The sequence below is a fragment of the Marinobacter sp. genome, assembly GCF_965229985.1.
In the GTDB taxonomy this organism is placed as follows: domain Bacteria; phylum Pseudomonadota; class Gammaproteobacteria; order Pseudomonadales; family Oleiphilaceae; genus Marinobacter.
Genome location: NZ_OZ245935.1, coordinates 4498326 through 4521509, shown reverse-complemented (window position 1 = coordinate 4521509; position 23184 = coordinate 4498326). Strand labels below are relative to the sequence as shown.

17 protein-coding genes are annotated in these 23184 nt (G+C 59.9%); 7 read left to right on the top strand and 10 right to left on the bottom strand.

Going from position 1 to position 23184, the window contains the following annotated elements; all coding sequences use genetic code 11:
- The first annotated feature begins 150 nt into the window (after positions 1-150).
- A complete protein-coding gene (locus ACO06L_RS20845) occupies positions 151-1776 on the top strand; it encodes a methyl-accepting chemotaxis protein (protein WP_421846190.1) in 1626 nt (541 codons plus the stop codon).
- On the opposite strand, the gene ACO06L_RS20840 is transcribed toward ACO06L_RS20845, so the two are convergent.
- Entirely contained in the window at positions 1773-4856 is a 3084-nt protein-coding gene (locus ACO06L_RS20840) for an efflux RND transporter permease subunit (RefSeq protein ID WP_202347259.1), read from the bottom strand. The two genes, ACO06L_RS20845 and ACO06L_RS20840, sit on opposite strands and share 4 nt — an antisense overlap.
- A 5-nt stretch (positions 4857-4861) precedes the next feature.
- Positions 4862-5944 (bottom strand): efflux RND transporter periplasmic adaptor subunit, encoded by a 1083-nt coding sequence (locus tag ACO06L_RS20835; protein ID WP_202347258.1) that lies wholly within the window; start codon positions 5942-5944, stop codon positions 4862-4864.
- A gap of 311 nt (positions 5945-6255) precedes the next feature.
- On the opposite strand from ACO06L_RS20835, the gene ilvG reads away from it, so the two are divergent.
- Both ilvG and ACO06L_RS20825 read left to right on the top strand, forming a co-directional pair.
- Positions 6256-7956: an acetolactate synthase 2 catalytic subunit gene (gene ilvG / locus ACO06L_RS20830; protein WP_202347257.1), complete on the top strand. Its 1701-nt coding sequence runs from the start codon at positions 6256-6258 to the stop codon at positions 7954-7956.
- Positions 7953-8231 (top strand): ACT domain-containing protein, encoded by a 279-nt coding sequence (locus tag ACO06L_RS20825; protein ID WP_202347256.1) that lies wholly within the window; start codon positions 7953-7955, stop codon positions 8229-8231. The genes ilvG and ACO06L_RS20825 overlap by 4 nt, the downstream gene beginning before the upstream one ends.
- Positions 8232-8684: 453 nt before the next feature.
- Here ACO06L_RS20825 and cynS read toward each other — a convergent pair whose 3' ends face one another.
- The 4 genes from cynS to ACO06L_RS20805 are packed head-to-tail and all read right to left on the bottom strand — an operon-like array spanning position 8685 to position 12371.
- Positions 8685-9128: a cyanase gene (cynS, locus tag ACO06L_RS20820; RefSeq protein ID WP_012138527.1), complete on the bottom strand. Its 444-nt coding sequence runs from the start codon at positions 9126-9128 to the stop codon at positions 8685-8687.
- Positions 9129-9155: 27 nt separating this feature from the next.
- Positions 9156-10064, bottom strand: coding sequence for an ABC transporter ATP-binding protein (locus ACO06L_RS20815; protein ID WP_202347255.1), 909 nt, complete (start codon positions 10062-10064; stop codon positions 9156-9158).
- A 55-nt stretch (positions 10065-10119) separates the two neighbouring features.
- The gene (gene ntrB / locus ACO06L_RS20810; protein ID WP_008170590.1) at positions 10120-10947 is read right to left on the bottom strand and encodes a nitrate ABC transporter permease; all 828 of its coding nucleotides are present in this window, start codon (positions 10945-10947) and stop codon (positions 10120-10122) included.
- Positions 10948-10949: 2 nt separating this feature from the next.
- Positions 10950-12371 (bottom strand): ABC transporter substrate-binding protein, encoded by a 1422-nt coding sequence (locus tag ACO06L_RS20805; protein ID WP_202347254.1) that lies wholly within the window; start codon positions 12369-12371, stop codon positions 10950-10952.
- 313 nt (positions 12372-12684) lie between these two features.
- Here ACO06L_RS20805 and ACO06L_RS20800 point away from each other — a divergent pair, with 313 nt between their 5' ends.
- On the top strand, positions 12685-14601 hold the full coding sequence (locus tag ACO06L_RS20800) for a sigma 54-interacting transcriptional regulator (RefSeq protein WP_202347253.1): 1917 nt from the start codon (positions 12685-12687) through the stop codon (positions 14599-14601).
- On the opposite strand, the gene ACO06L_RS20795 is transcribed toward ACO06L_RS20800, so the two are convergent.
- From ACO06L_RS20795 to ACO06L_RS20780, 4 genes are all read right to left on the bottom strand, one after another.
- The gene (locus ACO06L_RS20795) at positions 14588-15925 is read right to left on the bottom strand and encodes a sodium-dependent transporter (RefSeq protein ID WP_202347252.1); all 1338 of its coding nucleotides are present in this window, start codon (positions 15923-15925) and stop codon (positions 14588-14590) included. The genes ACO06L_RS20800 and ACO06L_RS20795 overlap by 14 nt on opposite strands.
- Before the next feature lie 426 nt (positions 15926-16351).
- Positions 16352-17533, bottom strand: coding sequence for a thiolase family protein (locus ACO06L_RS20790; protein WP_202347251.1), 1182 nt, complete (start codon positions 17531-17533; stop codon positions 16352-16354).
- 162 nt (positions 17534-17695) lie between these two features.
- Positions 17696-18847, bottom strand: a complete 1152-nt coding sequence (locus ACO06L_RS20785; protein WP_064227316.1) for an acyl-CoA dehydrogenase family protein — start codon at positions 18845-18847, stop codon at positions 17696-17698.
- Positions 18848-18871: 24 nt separating this feature from the next.
- The gene (locus ACO06L_RS20780; protein WP_202347250.1) at positions 18872-19633 is read right to left on the bottom strand and encodes an SDR family NAD(P)-dependent oxidoreductase; all 762 of its coding nucleotides are present in this window, start codon (positions 19631-19633) and stop codon (positions 18872-18874) included.
- A gap of 104 nt (positions 19634-19737) precedes the next feature.
- Here ACO06L_RS20780 and ACO06L_RS20775 point away from each other — a divergent pair, with 104 nt between their 5' ends.
- From ACO06L_RS20775 to ACO06L_RS20765, 3 genes are all read left to right on the top strand, one after another.
- Complete coding sequence (locus ACO06L_RS20775) at positions 19738-20181, top strand: MerR family transcriptional regulator (protein WP_064227315.1); 444 nt, start codon at positions 19738-19740, stop codon at positions 20179-20181.
- A 29-nt stretch (positions 20182-20210) separates the two neighbouring features.
- Positions 20211-21380 (top strand): isovaleryl-CoA dehydrogenase, encoded by a 1170-nt coding sequence (locus ACO06L_RS20770; protein ID WP_202347249.1) that lies wholly within the window; start codon positions 20211-20213, stop codon positions 21378-21380.
- Between the two features lie 188 nt (positions 21381-21568).
- The gene (locus ACO06L_RS20765; RefSeq protein ID WP_202347248.1) at positions 21569-23176 is read left to right on the top strand and encodes a carboxyl transferase domain-containing protein; all 1608 of its coding nucleotides are present in this window, start codon (positions 21569-21571) and stop codon (positions 23174-23176) included.
- Positions 23177-23184: the final 8 nt, after the last annotated feature.

Genomic DNA, 23184 nt, shown 5'->3' with positions numbered 1-23184 from the left:
CTGGTGTCATAAAAGTTTCATATTCAAAACAGCCAAATTCAGTCAAGAGCACTACGCAACGGCCGATACAAAAGTAGATAACCTAATCAACTAAATTTACGTATACACTAACGACACACCTCTAACCCCGATCGAATTCAGGACTTACCAATGAACTGGTACTCGAAAAGCATACTCAACCGGGTTCTTCTTGTCGTGTTGACAGCAAACCTGATTGTCGCCGCTGGGGCGGTGGTTTACCTGAATTTCTCGCTGAAAGTCAAAGATGACTTCAATGACCTTGTCAGCACACGGATGGTTAACGCGCTCGAGGCCCAGGATGTGCTCTCCGAATTCAAGACCCAGGTCCAGGAGTGGAAAAACGTCCTGATCCGGGGTGCCGACCCGGAACAACTGGACAAATACTGGAACCGATTCCAGGAACGCGAAGCATCGATACAGAACCAGTTGGATGAGCTAATCCCACGCATTCAGGAGCCACAGGCAAAGGCCCTGATGTCTGATTTCAAACAGGCACACCGGGAAATGGGACGGGCCTATCGAGAAGGGTTCCAGGCTTTCACCCGCTCCGGCTTTGATCCGAACGCAGGCGATGCCGCTGTACAGGGGATCGACCGTGAACCCGCCAGACTGATCGTAGATGCGGCAACCGCAGTTCGAGAAGACAGCCTTGACCGGGCCGGAACCCTGAACACCGTTGTCACCGAGCGTAGCTGGGTGGTGGCGGGTCTTCTGATTGCCGCAATTATTCTGGGTACTATCGCTCTGATCATGATCCTGTTGTCGGGTGTGGTCCGGCCTGCACAGAAACTCACCTCACAGATCGCACGACTGGGCGACGGAGACCTTTCGGATCCGGTCACCATGCAGCGCGCTGATGAACTGGGCCAGTTGGCCGATGCGGCCCGCAGTCTGCACCGCTTCCTTAGCGATACCGGAAATCAACTGAGCGAGAACGCCAGGCAACTGAACGATACCGGTGAGTTGATCCGCAAGAACGCAGACAGTGTTGTCAGCCAGTCCGACCTGGCCCATCAGCGCATCGAGCAGATCGCGACAGCCATGAACGAAATGTCCGCCACCGCCGAAGACGTAGCCAGTCACGCTGCCTCGGTGGCTACCGAAGTCAGTCAGACCTCCGATGAAACCGCGACGGCCGACTCGCAGATCAACAAAGCTGTGGAAAGCATGCGCCGCCTGACCGACCAGATCCGAAGCTCGGCCGAAACCGTCAACCAGCTCGCCAGCGATGGCAAAAAAGTCGGCGACGTTATGCAGGTCATCCGGGAGATCGCGGACCAGACCAACTTGCTGGCCCTGAACGCCGCCATCGAGGCAGCTCGGGCAGGTGACGCCGGTCGCGGGTTTGCTGTCGTTGCCGATGAGGTCCGCAACCTGGCGGCCAAAACTCAGGAAGCAACCGTGGAGATCGACCAAATCATCGGCGCCATCAGCGGTGCCTCGCGGGATGCTACCGAATTCATGCAGGCCTCTGGCGTAGTGGCTCAGGAAAGCAGCGAGGCGGTTGAAGCGGTGCGCAATACCCTGGCTGAAATCAACCGGCGGATGGGCAGCATCAATGATGCAACAACCCAGGTGGCCACCGCCGCCGAAGAGCAGACCAGCGTCTGCGAAGACATCAACCGCAATGTCACGGATGTGGCCGAAACCTCAGAAGCCATGCACCAGGCTGCCGAAAACAATCTGCGCACCGTTCCCGAACTGGAAGCCATGGCCGCCCGGGCCCGGGAATTGGCAGACCGGATCAAACACTAAACGCTGCGGAACCGCCTGGCCAGCCTCCCGAAGGCCTGGCCGGCTCGGTTGCCCAGAACCAGCAGTGACGGCGTAAGCAACAGCGTCAGTACGGTGGCAAACGCCAGCCCGCCGGCGATGGCACTGGACAACTGGGTCCACCACTGGGTTGAGGGAGCGCCCAGGCCCAGCGAAGGCGTCAACAGGTCAACATTGACGCCGAGAACCATGGGCATCAAACCCAGCACGGTGGTGATGGCCGTCAGCAGCACCGGCCGCAGACGAAGGCAACCGGTTTCCAGGGCGGCCTCGTAGGCCTCCATGCCGTCCTTGCGCATCTGGTTGTAGGTATCGATCAGAATGATGTTGTTGTTCACCACAATGCCCGCCAGGGCAATCGTGCCCATTCCCACCATCACAATGCCAAAGGACTGACCGTTTACCAGCAGGCCCAGCAGGACCCCGGCAGTGGAGAGCACAATCGCCGAGAGAATCAGGAAGGTCTGGTACAGCGAATTGAACTGGGTCACCAGTATCAGCAGCATCAGCCCGATAGCCACCAGAAAGGCCGTGGCAAGGAAGTTGGAGGCCTGCTGCTGATCCTCGTTCTCGCCGGCAAACTTCACCGAAATACCCTCCGGTGGTTCTGGCATCTCCGCCTGAAGGGCCCGCAGCAGCTCATCCACACGGCGCCCCTGGGCCAGATCGGATTTGATGGTCACCGTACGCTGGCCATCCACCCGAACAATGCTGTTGGTCTTGTCACCAGGCCGCAGATCAACAAACTCCGAGAGCGGCACCTGGCCCCGGGAGGTATGAATGGTCTGGCGCTGAAGATGATCCAGTTCCCGCCAGTTGTTGGGGACCCGTACCACAATGTCCACTTCATCCCGCACGTCTTCCGGGCGATAGGTCGCCAGTTTCAAACCGTTGGTCACCAGACGAACGGCACTGCCGATGCCAAGCACATCGGTACCAAAGCGGGCGGCGGCTTCCCGGTCAACCTGCAGTCGCCACTCGATACCGGGCAGGCTGCGGTCGTCTTCGATGTCCACGAAGCCACCGAGCTCCCGTATGCGATCTTTGATTTCGTCCACGTAGCCATTGAGACTGTTCGCCTCCCGGCTGCTCACCTGCAGCTCGATTGGCTTGCCTTCTGCGGGCCCACCCTCCTGCTTGCGGAATTCCAGTTCAATGCCAGGAATATCAGAGGTCATTCCTCGGAAGTCCTCCAGAATCGCGCTGGCCGGACGCCGGGTGAACCAGTCGGTAAACTGGAACTGCAGAACGCCGATCACATCCGGCGCCAGCTGCGAGCTGGTCTGGACCATCGAGCGGGCGTAAAGGGCCTTCACCTCGGGCATGCCGCGCAGGCGCTGCTCAACTTCTCGCACGATGGCATCTCGCTCCCACACCGATAGATCACCACGCGCTCTCACCTGCACCTGGGCGGAATCCGGCTCCACACTGGGGAAGAACTCCACCCCGTGATTAAAGCGGGCATAGGCCGCATAGATCACTGCGATCACACAGAGTACGCCGATCAACGTCAGCCCCGGTGACCTGAGCAGCATTGCCAGTACCCGCCGATAGCCCTCCATCAGGCGTCCCTGCAAGTGGCCCTGCCGCGCCCGGCGGCCGCCGCTGGTGCTTCCCAGCACCGGCAGGAACACCAGCGCCATCGCCAGGGAAGCAATCAGGCAGATGATGACCGTCAGCGGCAGGAATTTCATGAATTCCCCGACCACGCCTGGCCAGAACAACAACGGCACGAACACGGCCAGGGTGGTCGCGGTAGAGGCAATAATCGGCCAGGCCATGCGACTAGCCGCCTCAGCCCAGGCGTGCTTTACCGTCTGCCCTTCCGACAGGTTCCGGTCCGCCAGCTCCGACACCACAATGGCGCCATCCACAAGCATGCCGGCCACCAGGATCAGGCTGAACAGCACCACGATGTTGAGCGTGAGCCCCATGCTCCAGATAACCAGGATGCCGGTAAGGAAAGCGCCCGGAATCGTCAGCCCCACCATAATCGCCGAACGCGGCCCCATGGCCGCGATCACCACAATCAGCACCAGCACGATGGCGGTGAGCACGTTATTCAGCAGGTCACTGAGAATATCCCGCACTTCCTCGGACTGGTCCATGATGTACCGTATTTCCAGAGAGTCCGGCAGCTCCGGTCTGGCCTGATCGATCAACTCACGAACCTGGGCAATGGTCTCGATGATGTTGGCACCCGAACGCTTGGACACTTCCAGCACCAGCGCCGGCTCGCCGTTGATACGGGCAAACCCGGTGGGGTCCTTGAAGGTGCGCTGGAGCATGGCCACATCGCCGAAGGTGACCACTGTGTCACCGTCCACCTTGATCGGCATGGACATCACATCCTCGATGGTTTCGATCACCCCGGGCACTTTCAGGGCCATGCGGCCGTTCCCGGTATCCAGCGAGCCTGCAGCCACCAGCTGATTGTTTCGGGTTACCAGGGAAGCCAGCTGATCAAAATCAACGCCGTAGCTCTCCAGCACCTGGGGATCCACCACAATTTCCAGCAGGTCCTCCCGATCGCCACCAATCTCCACTTCCAGAACTTCCGGAATGGATTCAATGGCATCCTGGAACCGCCGGGCTATGGTGATCAGCTCCCGCTCCGACAAGGGGCCAGAAAGACCCACGGACAGCACCGGGAACAGGGACACGTTGATTTCGTTCACCCTGGGTTCATCCGCCTCCTGGGGCAGCTTGGTTCGGGCTGTATCCACTTTCTCCCGCACGTCCTGAAGCGCCTTGTCCGGATCAAACCCGGCATCGAACTCCAGCATCACCGAGGCATGGCCTTCCGAGGCGGTACCGCGCATTTCCTTGATACCCTCAAGCGAACGCAGCTCCTGCTCCATGGGCCGCACCAGCAGACGCTCGGCGTCCTCCGGGCTGATTCCGTCCAGGGTCATGGATACATAAATCATCGGAATGGTGACGTCGGGGTTGGCTTCCTTGGGGATGGTCTGAAACGCGGCAATACCCCCGAGCAGGAGGAACAGGAGCGTCAGCAAGGTGGTCCGGCTGCGATCAATGGCTGCGAAGATCAGTGCGCGCATCCGGTCTAGCCCCTGTCTTCAGCGGCATCGACCGGCATAACCTGTTCCCCGGTGGTTACGAAACCACCGCCGCGGGTAATCAGGCGGATCTCATCCGGCAAACCGGTCACCCAGGCGCCCTCGGTGGAGACGCTCAACAGCTTCACTTCACCGAACTCGACGCGGTTTTCACCGTTCACGTATTTCACACCCGGGCGACCGTCATCACCGAGGGACAGGTACGCGGGTGAGATAAACATCGCCTTTACCTCCGGCAATGCCAACCGCAGGCTGGCGCTGCCACCGGCCACCCGTTTGCGATCCGGGTTCTCCACCGCGATCTCCACCGCAAAACTCCGGGTTTCGGGCGAGGCGGCGCTGGCCACAAAGGTCACCACGCCAGAAAGACGGCTACCATCGAGCAAATCCACGCGAACGGCCTGGCCGGGCGCCACATCGCCCACCGATTGCTGGGGAATCTGCGCGGTAGCCTTCAGGCGATCCACCCTCACCAGCTGAAACAGGGGGGAACCCACCTGCACCAGATCGCCGGTATCCACCGACTTGCTGTTGATGATGCCGTCAGAAGGCGTCTCGGGAGTAAGATGGCTGATTGCCTGCCGGGCATCGGTCAGCTCCGCCTCAGCGGCAGCAAGCTCGCTTTCCAGACTCAATACCTGGGATTCCGAGGCGAGGTTATTGGCGCGGAGCCGACGCGCAGCCACCAGGTCCGCTTCCAGTTTCCGAACCCGGGACTGCCAGCGCACAACCGCAGAACTCCGCCCTTCATCGGATATCGTAAGCAGCTTCTGTCCCTTCCGGACTTGCTCACCCAGGCTCACAGCCAGGGACTCCACCCGGCCGGGCACCTGGGCACTCAGCATTACCGAACTCCAGGGCTCCAACTGGCCCTGAAGCATCAGGCCCGGTTCATGCAACCGTGCCGCCAGGGTTTCCACCTGCACCGTTGTGAGCTGGTCATCGCCGCTGTCCTGGCGCTCCGGCGCCTCGTCACTGGCCACCTTCACCTCGCCAGTCGCCATCCAGATCACCAGCGCGATAACAATCAGAAGTGACAGTCCAAGAGAACCCCATTTTGCTTTCGTCATTGAATGCTCACTGTTCCTGAATCGAAGGTTGGCAGAAAAACCGGCAATTAACGGTTGCATCCGTATAAAAACGTGGGGTAGATTCTACACAGAATCTTTTTACGAATTCAGAGCAGACTGTCGATTTTATGAATCTCAACGCAGTGATTGTCCTTGTGAAGCTTGTCCTGGTGGTCGTGGTACCGCCCGGGGGCTTCTGCGTGGACAAGCGGGTGAGATAGCGACAAACCTGACAAGACACCAGAAACCCCCGGCACCGAAAGGTCCCGGGGGTTTCTTTTTTTACGGCAAAAGAAAAGGGAAAAACGACCATGAACGGCGCACAGCACATTCTTGAAGCGTTCCACCGCCACAACATCAGCACGGTTTTCGGGTATCCGGGCGGCTGCATCATGCCGCTATACGACGCGCTGGTGGACGATGTGTGCGTGGAGCACGTGCTGTGCCGCCATGAACAGGGCTGCGCGCTGGCAGCAGACGGCTACGCCCGGGCCAGTGGCAAGCTGGGCGTGTGCATTGCCACCTCCGGCCCCGGCGCCACTAACCTGATCACCGGCGTGGCCAACGCCCACCGGGATTCCATTCCCATGCTGGTCATCACCGGCCAGGTGCCCTCGGGCCTGATCGGCACCGACGCCTTCCAGGAAACCGACGTACTGGGCATGACACTGGGCATCGTAAAACACAGCTACCTGATTGATGATGCCGACAGCCTGCCGACCATCATGGAAGAGGCGATCGACCTGGCTCAGAGCGGTCGCCCCGGGCCGGTCTGGATTGATATTCCCAAAGACCTGTTGCTGACCGAAGCGGCCGATACGCCCTTCCCCCAGCCAGAACCCCGTGAAACAGCTTTAACCGACCTGACGGACGCCCTGGCGATGCTGCGCGCAGCCCGCAAGCCCCTGCTGTACAGTGGCGGCGGCATTAGCCTGGCCCACGCCGAGGACAGCTTCCGGGCCTTTGCCGAATCCTCCGCACTACCCGCGGTTGTAACCCTGAAGGGCATTGGCAACCCCGGCAAACACAATCCCAACAACCTCGGCATGTTGGGCATGCACGGCTCTCGGGCGGCCAACAAGGCCGTCGACGAGTGCGACCTGCTGCTGGTCATCGGCGCGCGCCTGGATGATCGTGCCACCGGCAAACTGGATGGCTTTGCCCCCAACGCAAGGATGATTCACATCGATGCCGACGCAGCCGAAATCAACAAACTGCGCGACGCCGACCTGGCCATCCGTGGTGATCTGAACGACATACTGAAATCACTGGCGGACGCATTGCAGGCCGAGCCACTGGCCCTCAAGGATTGGCAGAAACAGTGCCGCACCTGGTACACCACCGGCGGCTTCCATGCGGCCGACAACGATGACCCGATGGCCCCCATCACCGGCCCGGCCTTCATACGCCAGCTCTCCCGGATTGCCCCGGACGATACCGTCATCGCCTGCGACGTTGGCCAGCACCAGATGTGGGTAGCCCAGCACTACGACTTCGATCGCCCACGGCACCACCTCACCAGTGGCGGCCTCGGAACCATGGGCTTCGGCCTGCCCGCCGCCATCGGCGCCCAGTTTGCGGATCGCAACAGCACCGTTATCAACGTAACCGGTGATGGCTCGTTCATGATGAACGCCCAGGAACTGGCCACCATCCGCCGCTACAACCTGCCGGTAAAACTGATCGTCATGGACAACCAGTGCCTGGGCATGGTCCGCCAGCAGCAGGAACTGTTCTACAACAACCGCGAAAGCCAGATAAACCTGGACGACAACCCCGACTTCGTTGCCATGGCCCGGGCCTTCGACATCCCGGCCCTGCACATCGAACGCACCGACCAGATCCGCCGGGGCATCGAAACCATCCTGGCCTACAACGGCCCGATGCTGCTGCACGTTGCCATCAGCCGTGAAGAGAACGTCTGGCCCATCGTAAAACCCGGCGCCAGCAACACAGACATGATCGACGAAACTTCCCGCACCGCCAAAGCCAGCAAGGAGCAAGTTGCATGAACCCGCAAAGCCAGCCCACAACGCCCAGCTACACCATCAACTGCCGAATGATCCACGAAGCCGCGGCTCTGGAGCGGCTCTGCCAGGTGGTCCGCATCCGCGGGTTCCGGATTGCCACCATGGCGGTCGAAACCGCCGGTGAGCATCTGGATATCGCGCTGACTTTGGAGGGCACGCGGCCGATAGCCATGTTGCAGTCGCAGCTGGAGAAGCTTCATACGGTTGCCGAGGTTGCCCTTGGTTCGACCTCTGTGGCTCGGTCTCGTTCGGCCTGAACCTTGGAGATTGTCTTCGGTAGCCTGAGGTTTGGGAGTTAGGTCGCTCTGCAGCCTGAGGTTTGGCGGGCAGGTACGGGGGTGGGGGTATCTTTTCTTCGGGGAAAACAACTCGCTTCGCTCAGACATCTTTTCCCTGTCAGAAAAGATACCCCCACCCCCTACCGACGGGCAGAAACGATATTTCTGAAGGGAATATTTTGTAGGTCGGATTAGCGAAGCGTAATCCGACAAAATCTGTTGGATTACGCCTGCGGCTAATCCCACCTACAAGAACACAAAAATCTTTAAACCTGTGAACCCGCGTTGCACGTCGGCACGGGGTGGCAGGTGGATTTTTCGCCGGAAAAAGGTGTCTGAGCGAAGCGAGTTCTTTTTCCAAGAAAAACTCCACCTGCCACCCCGCAGGCCCGCCCCTCAACCAAAAGGCTACAAAGGCGGGAAACCCCGAGATTACCAGGCCTTATAAGGCAAGAACTTCCCGTTCATGGTAACCACGACACGGTCGCCCTTCGGATTCTCTTCCTTCTCGATGTCCATGGTGAAATCGATGGCACTCATGATGCCGTCGCCGAATTTTTCATGGATCAGTTCTTTCATGGTATCGCCGTAAACGCCCACCACCTCGTACAAACGGTAGATCAGCGGATCCTGCGGAACGGCACCGTCCCAGGCTTTCTTGGGGCATACCTGCAGGGCCTCTGCCACCGGCTTATCAAGACCGAGGATTTCGCACAGGGCGAAGGCCTTGTCTTCGGTGAGGCTGTTCATCCCCAGGGCTGCTGAGGTGGTGAATACCGGGGACATGCCGATGGTTTCGGCGATGGATTCCCAGGTCATACCCTTGGACACTTTGGCTTCCAGGATTTTTGCGGTCATCAGTTCTTTGTTCATCATGGCTGTTTCCTCTCTTCGGTTTTGACGTCAGGCATTCACCGCACGGGCGGCAGTTTCGGATCCGGTTTCAGATTCGTCAGACGCTGGCCCTGACTGGGCAACGCCTTTGGCGGGTTCCACGATTTTCGGGGTACCGTCTTTTTCCGGCAGGGCCGAGCCGCTGCGGTTGACCAGGAAGTCCACTAGGTAGTCCCGGGTCTTGTGATAGGCCGGGTTCTGGAAGATGGTGGCACGGGCCCGCGGGTGCGGAATGTCCACTTTCACGCTTTCGGCGATGCGGGCATTGGGGCCGTTGGACATCAGGAAAATGCGGTCGGACAACAGGATCGCTTCGTCGACATCGTGGGTGATCATGAACACGGTCTGGCGGGTCTCTTCCCAGATTTTCACCAGTTCGTCCTGAATCACGCCCCGGGTGAGCGCATCCAATGCGCCAAACGGCTCGTCCAGCAGCAGGAGTTCCGGCTGGGTGGCGAAGGCGCGGGCGATACTTACCCGCTGGCGCATACCGCCGGACAGCTGGGACGGCTTGCGGTTGAGGGCGTGGTCCAGGCCTACCATCTTCAGGTAGCGTTCGCTGTGCTCTTTCACCTTTTCCTTGGACCACTCGGGCCAACGGGCGCGTACGGCGAAGACGATGTTGTTCAGGGTGGTTTTCCAGGGCAGCAGGCTGTAGTTCTGGAAAACCACGCCGCGTTCAAGGCCGGGGCCTTTGATTTCCTTGCCGTTCATCACCACGTTGCCGGCGCTGGCTTCGTCCAGGCCTGCCAACACGTTCAGGATGGTGGACTTGCCGCAACCGGAGTGGCCGATGATGCAAACAAACTCACCTTTCTCCAGGGCAAAGCGGATATCCTCGAAGACGGTCAGCTCGCCGCCCTGGCCGTCCGGATACACCTTGGACAGGCCATCTACTTCCAGGAATGATTTACTCATAACAGGTCTCCATTCGGAGGGTTGAGGCCGGCACCGGAAACCGGTGCCGGACCGCTCATTCTTTGTATTCCACCAGTTTCTGGGCCTTGCCCAGGGCCAGGTCGAGCAGCATGCCCACCACCCCGATCATCAGGATGGAGAAGATCACACTGGCCAGATCCAGGTTGTTCCATTCGTTCCACACGTAATAGCCAATGCCAGTGCCGCCCACGAGCATTTCCGCGGCCACGATGACCAGCCAGGCGATGCCGATCGAGATCCGCATACCGGTCAGGATCGTGGGTGCGGCGGCCGGCAGGATCACGGTAATAGCGGTGCGCAGGGGCCCGAGTTCGTGTGTGCGGGCCACGTTGACCCAGTCCTGCCTCACGTTGGCCACGCCAAAGGCGGTGTTCAGAAGCATTGGCCAGATCGAGCAGATGAAGATCACGAAGATCGCCGAGGCATCAGAGTCCTGGATGATGAACAGGGCCAGGGGCATCCAGGCCAGCGGCGAAATCGGCCGCAGCACCTGGATGTACGGGTTCAGGGCCTTGTACATCAGCGGCGACATGCCGATCAGGAAGCCGACGGGCAGCGCAATGGCCATGGCCGCAAGGTAGCCGGTCAATACCCGGTACACCGAATAGGCCAGCTGGATGCCGATACCCTTGTCGTTAGCGCCGGCGTCATAGAACGGATCGGACAACTCCGCCCAGGCCAGCTTGATCACCGCCGAGGGTGGCGGCACCCGGGATTCCTGCTCCACACCACCCATCAGCATTTCGTATTCGGTCAGTCCTGTCTGGGCCTCCGGGGGCTGGGTTGCCATTTCCCAGAGCCCCAGGGCCAGAATCAGGAACGACACCGACAGCAGTGCTGCCCGGACGTTCAGGGAAGCCATGGTTACACCCTCCCGATGTCGAAGCTGCGTGCGTATTCTTCGGCACGATCAGAATCGAACGTCTTGCCCATGATGGTGTGGGTCTTGTAGGTCTTGTCCGGAGCGGTGTAACCCAGTTCTTCCATGATCTTGCCGGTCTCGCTCGCCAGGTAGACCTGCTCGGCAATACCTTTGTAGTCCACATCACCCTCGATATAACCCCAGCGCTTCATCTGGGTGAGGATCCACACGCCCATGGAGTGCCACGGGAACGGGTCGAAGTCGATGCGGTCCGGCACGTCTTTCACCTCGCCAAGGCCATCGGCGTAGTAGCCGGTCAGCACCTGCTGAATCACCGGTACCGGCTGGTTCAGGTAGTTCTTCGGTGCGATAGCTTCGGAGATTTCCTTACGGTTATCCGGATTGTTGGAGTACTGCGTCGCGTCGATGATGGCGCGCAACAGGGCGCCGTAGGTGTTCGGGTTCTGGGTCGCGAACTGCTTGCTGCAGGCAAAGGCGCAACACGGGTGGCCTTCCCAGATGTCCTTGGTCAGCATGTGGATGAAGCCGACCTTCTCCCACACGGCGCGCTGGTTGAACGGGTCCGGAGACAGGTAGCCATCGAGGTTACCGGCCCGGAGGTTGGCAACCATCTCGGGTGGCGGAACCACACGGATCTGCACATCTTTGTCCGGGTCGATACCATTCTCGGCCAGGTAGTAGCGCAACAGGAAGTTGTGCATGGAGTACTCGAACGGCACGCCGAACTTGAAGCCTTTCCACTGCTTCGGATCCCGCTTGTCCTTGTGGTCCACGTGCAGAACGATGGCCTGGCCGTTGATGTTCTCCACCGCCGGCATGATGAACGGTTCCGGTGTGGAGCCGGCGCCCATGGTCATGGCCAGGGGCATGGGGGTGAGCATGTGGGATGCGTCGTACTCGCCCGCCAGGGATTTGTCCCGGGCCACCGCCCAGCCGGCGGTTTTGGTCACAGTCACATCCAGGCCATAACGCTCATAGAAGCCCATGGGGTGAGCCATGATGATGGGCGTGGCACAGGTGATCGGCACAAAGCCAACGTTCAGCTTGGTCTTCTCAAGCTTGCCCAGGGATTCCTTTACCGCGGCCTTCGCTTTCTCCATCGGGAACACGCTGCCCAGAACGGCCGCTGCGGTACCAGCGCCCATCATTTTCATGAATGCGCGCCGGCTGTGTTCGTTGTGACCAAACACCGAGCGCACCACCGCGCCTTCAATGGCGCGATCCATCATCGCTTCAGAATCCAGGTGCTCGTCAGTTGCTAGCTGCTGGCCGGCAGAGGGCTTGAGATCGAGGGAAATGGACGGGGCGCTGTCGCCGGGTTTGCACTCCGGGCAGCCGCAGGTCTTTGCGTGTATCAGGGACTTGTCACCATCAAACGGATTTCCAAGGCTTTTCGTGGTCATTGCGCACTCTCCTGGGTTTGGGACCTAAGTTTTGGGTTATCTCTGCACTCTCACGGTGCAATAAAGGTGCGGCTCGGGCCCGATGCTGGAAATGGTCGGGGCGGCTCCGCGTGCTGAGAGAGGTATCGCAGGCTTTGTGCCAAGTCCGGTTATTTTTTTAACCCATTGTTTTTAAAGCATTAGGAATGAGGAGCCTGAAAACAGGAGAGCTACGACATTTCGTAATTCACGATTTTTCGTAGCCAGGACTGCGATTTTTCGTAGTTGGCACAGGGTTTGTTTCTTCCTTCGGGAACTGACTCAGGAAATCGCCATGAACACCGAAGCCATCATTCGCCCTGAAATCACCGGCAACTGGATTGACCATCTGCCAGAAGCGGCCCTGCAGGTAGACGCAGGCCGGGATCTGATTCTTTCGGCCAACAGCGCCATGGGCCGGATGATAGGCACCGACCGGCAATCCCTCGTCGGAACACCCTGCACCCATCTGTTCACGGACCAGCGGCCGCAACTGATTGCTTTCACCGAGGAAACTCTGTTTCGCAGCCATGGCTGGAGCCGGGATTTCTTCCTGCAGCACCGGGACGGTCATACCGTGGAACTGGAAATCTCCTCTTCCCGGGTCGGCGAAGCGGAATCCCAGAATGTGCTGTTGTTGCTCCGCGACCGGCGCCAGCTTCGCACCCTTCGGGAACGCCACGATGCCAACCACTACCACCGGGGAGGCCTGCTTGAGTGGCGTCGGGTGGAAGAACTGTTCAAGGACATGGAGCGGGAAAATCAGTTGATCCTGCATGCTGTCGGGGAAGGCATTTACGGGGTGGATGCCGAGGGCCGAGGCACCTTCGCAAACCCTGCCGCCGAGCGAATGCTGGGATGGCGAATTGACGAGCTTATGGGTCGGGTTCTGCATCGCGTGGTGCACCACTCCCATGCCGATGGCAGCTTGTACCCACTCAAGGACTGCCCGATATACGCCGCCTTCCGCGATGCCAGCGTGAAGCGCGTGGGCGAAGACTGGTTCTGGCGCAAGGACGGCAGCGGCTTCCCGGTGGAATACACCAGCACACCGATCCTGGACAACGGGCATCCGGTGGGTGCGGTGGTGGTGTTCCGGGATATCTCCGCCCGCCAGGAAGCCCAGAAAGAGCTGCAGAAAGCGCTGGAGGAGGTGGAGACCCTCAAACACCGGTTGGAGATGGAAAACGCCTATCTGCAGGAAGAACTCAGCGCCGAGTACCACTTCCACGAAATTTTCGGCCAGAGCGAGGCCATCAAAGCCATCGTGCGCCGGATCGGCATGGTGGCGCCCACCGATGCCAACGTGCTGATCACCGGCGAATCCGGCACGGGCAAGGAGCTGATTGCCCGCGCCATCCACCAGTCCAGCAGCCGACGCGACCGACCCCTGATTCGGGTGAACTGTGCGGCCATCCCCAAGGATCTGTTCGAGAGCGAGTTCTTCGGCCACATCAAAGGTGCCTTCACCGGCGCCGTCAGCGATCGCGTGGGCCGATTCGAACTGGCCGACGGCGGCACCCTTTTCCTGGACGAAGTGGGCGAAATCCCCCTTGAGCTTCAGGGCAAACTGCTCCGGGTACTGCAGGACCAGCAATTCGAGCGTGTCGGCGAGAACAACACCCGGGCGGTGGATGTGCGGGTGATCGCGGCCACCAACCGGGACCTGAAGGCAGAAGTTCAGGAAAAAACCTTCCGGGAAGACCTCTACTTCCGCCTGAACGTCTTCCCCATCGAGTCGGTGCCGTTGCGCCGGCGCCTGGAAGACATCCCCATACTCGCCCAGGAATTTCTGAACCGGGCCTGCCAGAAGTTCAACCGGCCTCTGCTGGCCCTGAAAGAACGTGACGTTGAAACCCTCAAAGCCTACCACTGGCCCGGCAACGTGCGGGAGCTGGAGAATGTGATCGAGCGCCAGGTAATCACCGCCGACGGCCGGCTTGATCTGGACCTGCCGGGGCCGGAATCTGCAGCCCGGTCCACCACAGCAGAAGCGCCGCCGGCGAGACATTACAGCGGCGAACTGATGACGGAACAGGAGTTGCGGGAGCTGGAGAAACAGAACCTGGCCCGGGCCCTCACCATGAGCAGTGGCCGGGTATTCGGCGATGACGGCGCGGCGGCCATGCTGGGCATCAAACCCACCACCCTGACCTCGCGCCTGAAAAAGCTTAAGATCGACGCCAGGGAGTTCCAGATCAGGCCGGAGTAATGCCCACCTGGTTCAGGGCGTAGGTCACCACGATCCAGATCAGCATCACCAGCGGCAGGTAGCGACCAACCAGGTACATCCGCCACTCCCACCAGCGGCTCTGGGTGCCCAGCACCGTTCGGATCTTCTCGGGCGGAATAAACCAGCAGAACATCGCAGCCCCCAAAACCCCGGAGAAGATGATCACATTACCGCCGGCCACCCGGTCGATCACATCCAGCACCGGCTCCCCGGCAATGTTCCACTCCAGCGGCGTGAAACTCAGTGCCGATGCCGTGCCCAGCACCAGCATTACCAGGGTAACAAGACTGACGGCCTTGCCATTACTCAGCCGGAACTCCTCCGCTACCGCCGCAATCATCACCTTCAGACCGGCCAGGCTGGAACTGAACGCGGCCATGAAAAACAGGCTGAAAAACAGCGTACCCACCCAGTAGCCGCCAACCATGTCCTCGAACACCCGGGGCATGGTCACAAACGCCAGCTGACTGCCCTCCGCGGGCTCCATGCCAAGACTGAACACAAACGGAAAGATCATCCAGCCCGCCAGCAGCGCCACACTGGTCTCGGTACCTGCAACAATCAAACAGGCCCGGGGCACGTGGGTCTGCCGGGGAATAAAGCTGCCGTAAGTCACCAGGTAGCCCTGACCAATCGCCAGAGAATAGAACGCCTGGCCGAAGGCAAACGCCCAAAGCTTGCCGTCCGTGAGGCGACTCCAGTCCACCTGGAAAAAGAAATCCTTGGTCTGCTCCCAGCCGGATGTGCGACTGGCCAGAATCACCAGCCCGATCATCACAACGATCAATACCGGCATCAGGATCTTCGACAACAGCTCGATCGCTGTTACATCCTTGGCCAGGATAATCGCCCCCACCACAGTGACCGCGAAAAAATACCAAAGCGAGTTGTACCCCGCGGTGAAGTCATCAAAAACCTGGAGGTTGTTTGTTGCCGCATCCACCGCATAACCCAGAGTCCAGCCGGTAATCACGAGGTAATAACTGGTGATGGCAACGGTGATCAGCACCACAAACCAGCCATACACCACGCCAAAGCGGTTCACCTGCCGGTAGGTTTGAACAGTACTGCCCTTGGAAAGACGCCCCGCCGACACTTCCAGAATCATGATGGGCAAAACCACCACAATCAGTGCCAGCAGATAAGCCACCACAAAAGCGCCACCGCCGTTCTCCCCCACCATGTACGGAAACCGCCACAGGTTCCCAAGCCCTACTGCGGCTGCGGCCATCGAAGCAACAAACGCAGGCTCGGAACTCCACTGTTTGCGGGATTCCTCAATAAACTCGTGGCGCTTTCGCACGGGGGTTCTTTCTCCAATGCCGGGGAATTTCAATGCATTGAAGGCTAGCAAATCATCGAGTTGGTCGCATGACTGATATCAAGTCAGGCTTTCTGGGATGGTGAGACTTCTGACTTGGGGGATGGCCGGCAGTGGGGGTACCTTTTCTTCTGGGAAAAACAACTCGCTTCGCTCAGACATTTTTTCCCGCCAGAAAAGGTACCCCCACCACCGTCCTTCGGACTAAGGGATTGGGTTCTCTGAAGAGAGAAAAGCGAATTTGTATTTCGCGATACCTCATGGGTATCTCGGCGCGGGGTGGCCGGTGGATTTTTCGCCGGAAAAAGGTGTCTGAGCGAAGCGAGTTCTTTTTCCAAGAAAAATCCACCGGCCACCCCGCAGCCCGCCCCTAAACAGGCAGGCTACGAGAAGAAACGGTCAGCCAAATCAGATCAACTCAATGGCAACAGCAGTCCCCTCGCCACCACCAATACACAGCGAAGCAACACCACGCTTCAGGCCGCGCTGCTTCAGGGCATTGATCAGGGTAACGATGATCCGCGAACCGGAAGAGCCGATCGGATGCCCCAGGGCACAGGCACCACCGTGGACGTTGACCTTCTCCGCCGGAAGCTTGAGCTCATTGATGGCCGCCAGAGTAACCACCGCGAAGGCTTCGTTGATCTCGAAGAGATCCACGTCGTCCACGCTCCAGCCGGCTTTCTTCAGCACCTTCTCGATGGCACCAATGGGGGCCAGGGTGAACTCGGCCGGCAGGCGTGCGTGGGTGGCGTGGGCCACGATGCGGGCCTGGGGTGTCAGGCCACGGGCGTCGGCTTCGGCGGCGGAGGCCAGAACAAGGGCGGAGGCGCCGTCGCTGATGGAGCTGGAGTTGGCCGCAGTCACGGAACCGTCTTTGGCGAAGGCCGGCTTCAGGTGCGGGATTTTCTCCGGCTTTGCGTTGCCCGGCTGCTCGTCGGTGTCGACTTCAGTGTCGCCGCCACGGCCGGAAACAGTAACCGGAACAATCTCGTCACGGAACCAGCCGTTTTCGATGGCGGCCAGGGATTTCTGCAGGGACCCGATAGCGAATTCGTCCATGGCCTGGCGGCTGATGTCGTATTTGTCAGCGGTACGCTGGGCGAAGACGCCCATCAGGCCGCCTTCGTAGGCGTCTTCCAGACCGTCCAGGAACATGCTGTCCATTACCTGTCCGTGACCCATGCGCATGCCGGCGCGGGCCTTGGGCAGCAGGTACGGCGCCTGGCTCATGTTTTCCATGCCGCCGGCGATCATGATGTTGTTGGTGCCTGCCTTGATCTGGTCGTGGGCCATGATCACGGCCTGCATGCCGGAGCCGCACATCTTGTTGATGGTGGTGCAGCCGGAGCTGTCGGGAATGCCGGAAGCACGGGAGGCCTGGCGCGCCGGGGCCTGGCCCAGGCCCGCCGGCAGTACGCAGCCCATGATTACTTCCTGCACATCCGCCGGCTGAAGGCCGGAGCGTTTAATAGCGGCCTTGATGGAGATGGCGCCCAGGTCCGGGGAGCGCACGGAGCTAAGGGAGCCCATCATGCCGCCCATCGGGGTTCTTGCTGAGCCTGCGATTACTACGTCGTTACCATTCATTTCAAATGCCCTCTAATTTGGTGCTGGGCCAAGTGGCAGGCGCCTTTCCGGGACACGCTGTGAATACGTCCCTGTACGCTTGACTGCAGCATCCATGCTGCAGACAGTCCCGGAAAGGCGCCTGCCACTCGGCCCTTCAGCTTGTGAGTACGTCTGCCTGCTTCAGGCTTTGCCCAGCACAGAGCGGGCAATAATTTCTTTCATCACTTCCGAGGTGCCGCCGTAAATGCGCTGCACCCGCGCGTCGATAAAGGCCCGGGATATCGGGTACTCGGTGGTGTATCCATAACCGCCAAACAACTGCAGGCAGCCATCGGCCACCCGGCACTGCATTTCAGTGGCGCTGTACTTGGCCATGGAGGCGGTCGGTGCATCCAGTTCACCCAGGTCGTACTGGTCAATGCACTGGTCCACGAATGCCTTGTTCACCCGGTAGTCGGTTTCCATGCGCGCGATTTCAAAACGGGTGTTCTGCAGTTGGGCCAGCTTCTGGCCAAACAGTTCCCGTTCCTGGGCGTAGGCGATGGTCAGGTCCAGGGAGCCGCGGGCGGCAGCTACGCCGAGGGCGCCGATTACCAGGCGTTCCCGGGGCAGTTCCTTCATCAGGTAAACAAAACCCTGCCCCTCTTCACCGAGGAGTGCGGAAGCCGGGATGCGCATGTCGGAGAAGAACAGCTCGGAGGTATCCCCGGAATGCTGGCCGATCTTGTCCAGGTTGCGGCCTTTGCTGTAGCCGGGCAACGAGGTGTCCACCAGGAACAGGCTGATGCCGCGGGCGCCGGCTTTCGGGTCGGTTTTGGCGGCGACGATGACCATGTCGGCGTGCTGACCGTTGGTGATAAAGGTCTTGGAGCCGTTCAGGATGTACTCATCACCATCCTTCACCGCACTGGTACGGATCGCCTGCAGGTCACTGCCAGCACCGGGTTCAGTCATGGCGATGGCGCCAACGGCTTCACCGGAAACCAGCTTGGGCAGCCACTGCTGCCGTTGCTCTTCATTACCCATGTGGCTCAGGTAGGGAGCCACGATGTCCGAGTGCACCATCACGTTGGTGGACAGCGCGCCGAATCCCATTCGGGCGAGTTCTTCACCCACCACCACGGAGAACTGGAAGGGTGCACCAATGCCGCCCCACTCTTCGGGCACATCCACGCACAGCATCCCGGCGTCGCCCAGGGTGTTCCAGAGCTCGCGGGGCACCAGCCCTGACTTCTCCCAGGCTTCGTAGTGCGGCGTCACTTCTTTCTCCAGGACCTTGATAACGGAATCCCGGAACATCCCCAGTTCTTCTTTATCAACAGACACGGTCATGTATGTCTCCTGCAACTGAATGCTTTACTTGGGCGCCATGCGAAGCGCGCAGTCCAGACGAATCACTTCGCCGTTGAGAATCGGGTTGCGCACCATCTGGTCCACCATCATGCCGAATTCCTCCGGCTTGCCGAGACGCTTCGGGAACGGCAGCGTGGCTGCCAGGCTCTCCTGAACTTCTTCCGGCATACCCGCCATCATGGGTGTCATGAACAGGCCCGGTGCAATCGTATTTACACGGATGCCTTCGCGAGCCAGCTCACGGGCCGACTGAAGGGTTAGCGATACCACACCGCCCTTGGAGGCGCTGTAGGCCGCCTGGCCAATCTGGCCCTCGTAGGCGGCCACCGAAGCGGTATTGATGATCACACCCCGTTCACCGTCAGCGTTGGGTTCGCGCTGGGCCATGTCCGCTGCCGCCAGGCGCAGGATGTTAAAGGTACCAATCAGGTTGACCTGGATAACCTTGCTGAAGTTCTCCAGGGGCATCACGCCCTCGCGGCCCAGAATCTTCGAGGCCGTGGCAATACCGGCACAGTTCACGGCAATACCACAGGGGCCATGGGCTTCCCGGGCGGCATTAATGGCCGATTCGGCGCTGTCCGGGGAACTGACATCGCATTTCAGGAAAATGCCGCCGATATCCGCGGCCACCTTTTCACCCTGTTCCTGCTGAAGGTCAAGAACCGCGACCTTGCAGCCGGCGGCGGCCAGTGCGCGAGCCGCACCCTCGCCCAGTCCGGAAGCACCGCCTGTTACAATGGCTGCCACATTTTTGAATTCCATCGTTCACTCCCCTTTTCAGGATTCTGTTTGTTAAAAATCGGACCCTAAAACTACTTTACGTTTACGTAAACTTTATCTAACCTAAGTCTAAAAAGGAAATCCCAATGGACATTAAAAAGACATACAGCATCAGTGAGCTCGCAAAAGAGTTCGACGTGACAACCCGGAGCATTCGTTTCTACGAAGACCAGGAGCTGCTCAGGCCCACACGGCGCGGGCAGACACGGATCTTCAGTTCAAAGGATCGAGTGCGTCTGAAGCTTATTCTCCGCGGCAAGCGAATGGGATTCTCCCTGGCGGAAACCAAAGAACTGTTCGACCTGTGGGACGAAACCCTCAGTGGCAATGAAAAACAGCTGTTGAAGATGCTGACCATCCTGGAGAACAAACGGGCTCAGCTGGAACAGCAGAAAAACGACATTGCCCAGGCCGAGATGGAAATGGATACAGCCGAAGCCCGGTGCCGAGAAGCCCTGGCCGAGCTGCAGAAGAAAAAGAAACAGCAGGCCCCGGTAAAAGAAGAAGCCAGGCAGACCGCTGAAAACTAATGAATGACAGAAATCAAAGGTAGCCAACGATGAAATCACAGTACTCAGAGCTCAACTTCGGCCTCGGCGAAACCCTCGATATGCTCCGCGAGCAGATCAACGGCTTTGCTGCTTCCGAAATCGCACCGCGCGCCGAGGAAATTGACCGCAACAACGAGTTCCCCATGGATCTGTGGCGGAAAATGGGCGACATGGGCCTGCTGGGTATCACCGTGAGCGAAGAATACGGCGGCTCCGATATGGGCTACCTGGCGCACGTCATCGCCATGGAAGAAATCAGCCGTGCTTCCGCCTCCGTTGGCCTCTCCTACGGTGCCCACTCCAACCTGTGTGTGAACCAGATTCACCGCAACGGCACCGAAGAACAGAAACAGAAATACCTGCCGAAGCTCGTCAGCGGCGAACACATTGGCGCCCTGGCCATGTCCGAACCCAACGCCGGCTCCGACGTCATCTCCATGAAACTCAGCGCCAAAGACGCCGGTGACCACTACGTACTCAACGGCAACAAGATGTGGATCACCAACGGCCCGGATGCAAACACCTACGTCATCTACGCCAAGACCGACACATCCGCCGGCTCCAGAGGCGTGACCGCCTTCATCGTAGAACGCGACGCCCCGGGCTTCAGCCGCCACCAGAAACTCGACAAACTCGGCATGCGGGGCTCCAACACCTGTGAGCTGGTATTCCAGGACTGCAAAGTACCCAAGGAAAACGTTCTGGGCGGCGTTGGCAACGGCGCCAAAGTCCTCATGAGCGGCCTCGACTACGAGCGCCTGGTTCTCTCCGGCGGCCCCCTGGGCATCATGCAAGCCGCCATGGACGTCGTCGTTCCGTACATCCGCGAGCGCAAACAGTTCGGCCAGGCCATCGGTGAATTCGAACTGGTCCAGGGCAAAGTAGCCGACATGTACACCTGGATGAACACCGCCAAGTCCTACGTCTACATGGTTGCCATGTCCGCCGACCGCGGCGCGGAAACCACCCGTAAAGACGCCGCCGGCGCGATCCTCTACTCCGCCGAAATGGCCACCAAAATCGCCCTGGACGCAATCCAGCTGCTCGGCGGTAACGGTTACATCAACGAATACCCGACAGGCCGCCTGCTGCGGGACGCCAAGCTGTATGAGATCGGTGCTGGTACGTCAGAGATTCGTCGGATGCTGATCGGCCGCGAGCTGTATCTGAACAAGTAAACAGCCGCTGATCACATCGATTTACGGAAGATAACTCCCTCGGTACGCCGAGGGCGTGGCGGGTGTTCCTCCCGGGAATGTCTGCGGCCATGGATGGCCGCAGTCAAGCGCACATGGACGTGCTCGTAGCGTTTCCCGGGAGGAACACCCGTCACGCCCGGATGCCCCCGAATAAGAAGGCAGGGAAAATGACCATACTTCAAAGCAAAATCAATCCGCGGTCCGAAGAGTTCCAGGCCAACCAGGAATCAATGGCCCAGGCCGTAGCCGACCTGCGCGACAAAGTTTCCGCCATCCAGCAAGGCGGCGGCCCCTCCTACCAGGAGCGCCACATCGCCCGCGGCAAGCTGCTCCCCAGAGAGCGCATCAACCGCCTCCTGGACGACGGCTCCCCGTTTCTGGAAATCGGCCAGTTCGCCGCCTACAACGTCTACGATGAAGAAGTCCCCGCAGCAGGCGTGATCGCCGGCGTGGGCCGCGTCTCCGGCACCGAATGCATGATCATTGCAAACGACGCCACCGTAAAAGGCGGCAGCTACTACCCGCTGACCGTCAAGAAACACCTGCGCGCCCAGGAAATCGCCCTGCAGAACCGCCTGCCGTGCATCTACCTGGTCGACTCCGGCGGCGCCAACCTGCCCCGCCAGGACGAAGTCTTCCCGGATCGTGACCACTTCGGCCGCATCTTCTACAACCAGGCCCGCATGTCCGCCGACGACATCCCGCAGATCGCCGTCGTCATGGGCCTGTGCACCGCCGGTGGCGCCTACGTGCCCGCCATGGCGGACGAATCCATCATCGTCCGCAACCAGGGGACCATCTTCCTGGCCGGCCCGCCGCTGGTAAAAGCCGCCACCGGTGAAGTGGTCAGCGCCGAAGACCTCGGTGGCGCCGACGTACACTGTAAAATCTCCGGTGTTGCCGACCACTACGCCGAGAACGACGCCCACGCCCTGGAAATCGCCCGGCGCAGCGTCTCCAACCTGAACCGTCGCAAGCCAACGGATGTGGAAATCCGCAAGCCCAAGGCACCGCTGTACGACGCCGAAGAAATCTACGGCATCGTCGGCACCGACCTGCGCAAACAGTTCGACGTGCGCGACGTCATCGCCCGCACCGTCGACGGCTCCGAGTTCGACGAATTCAAACGCTACTACGGCCAGACCCTGGTGACCGGCTTTGCCCATATTCACGGCTACCCGGTGGGCATCATCGCCAACAACGGCATCCTGTTCAGCGAAGCCGCCCAGAAAGGCGCCCACTTCGTTGAATTGTGCTGCCAGCGCAACATCCCGCTGCTGTTTCTGCAGAACATCACCGGCTTCATGGTCGGCCAGAAATACGAATCCGAAGGCATTGCCAAGCACGGCGCCAAGATGGTCATGGCCGTAGCCTGTGCCAACGTGCCCAAGATCACCGTACTGATCGGTGGCTCCTTCGGCGCGGGCAACTACGGCATGTGCGGCCGTGCCTACAGCCCGGATTTCCTCTGGATGTGGCCGAACGCCCGTATCTCCGTCATGGGTGGCGAGCAGGCCGCCGGCGTTATGGCCACCGTTCGCCGCGAAGGTATGGAACGCAAGGGCCAGGAATGGAGCGCCGAAGAAGAGGCTGAATTCAAGCAGCCGATCATCGACACCTACGAACACCAGGGCCACCCCTACTACGCCAGTGCGCGTCTCTGGGACGACGGCGTCATCGACCCGGCCCAGACCCGCGAAGTGGTTGCCCTGAGCCTGTCTGCCACCCTTAACCGACCCGCCAAGCCAACGCGCTTCGGCGTGTTCCGGATGTAATCGGGGAG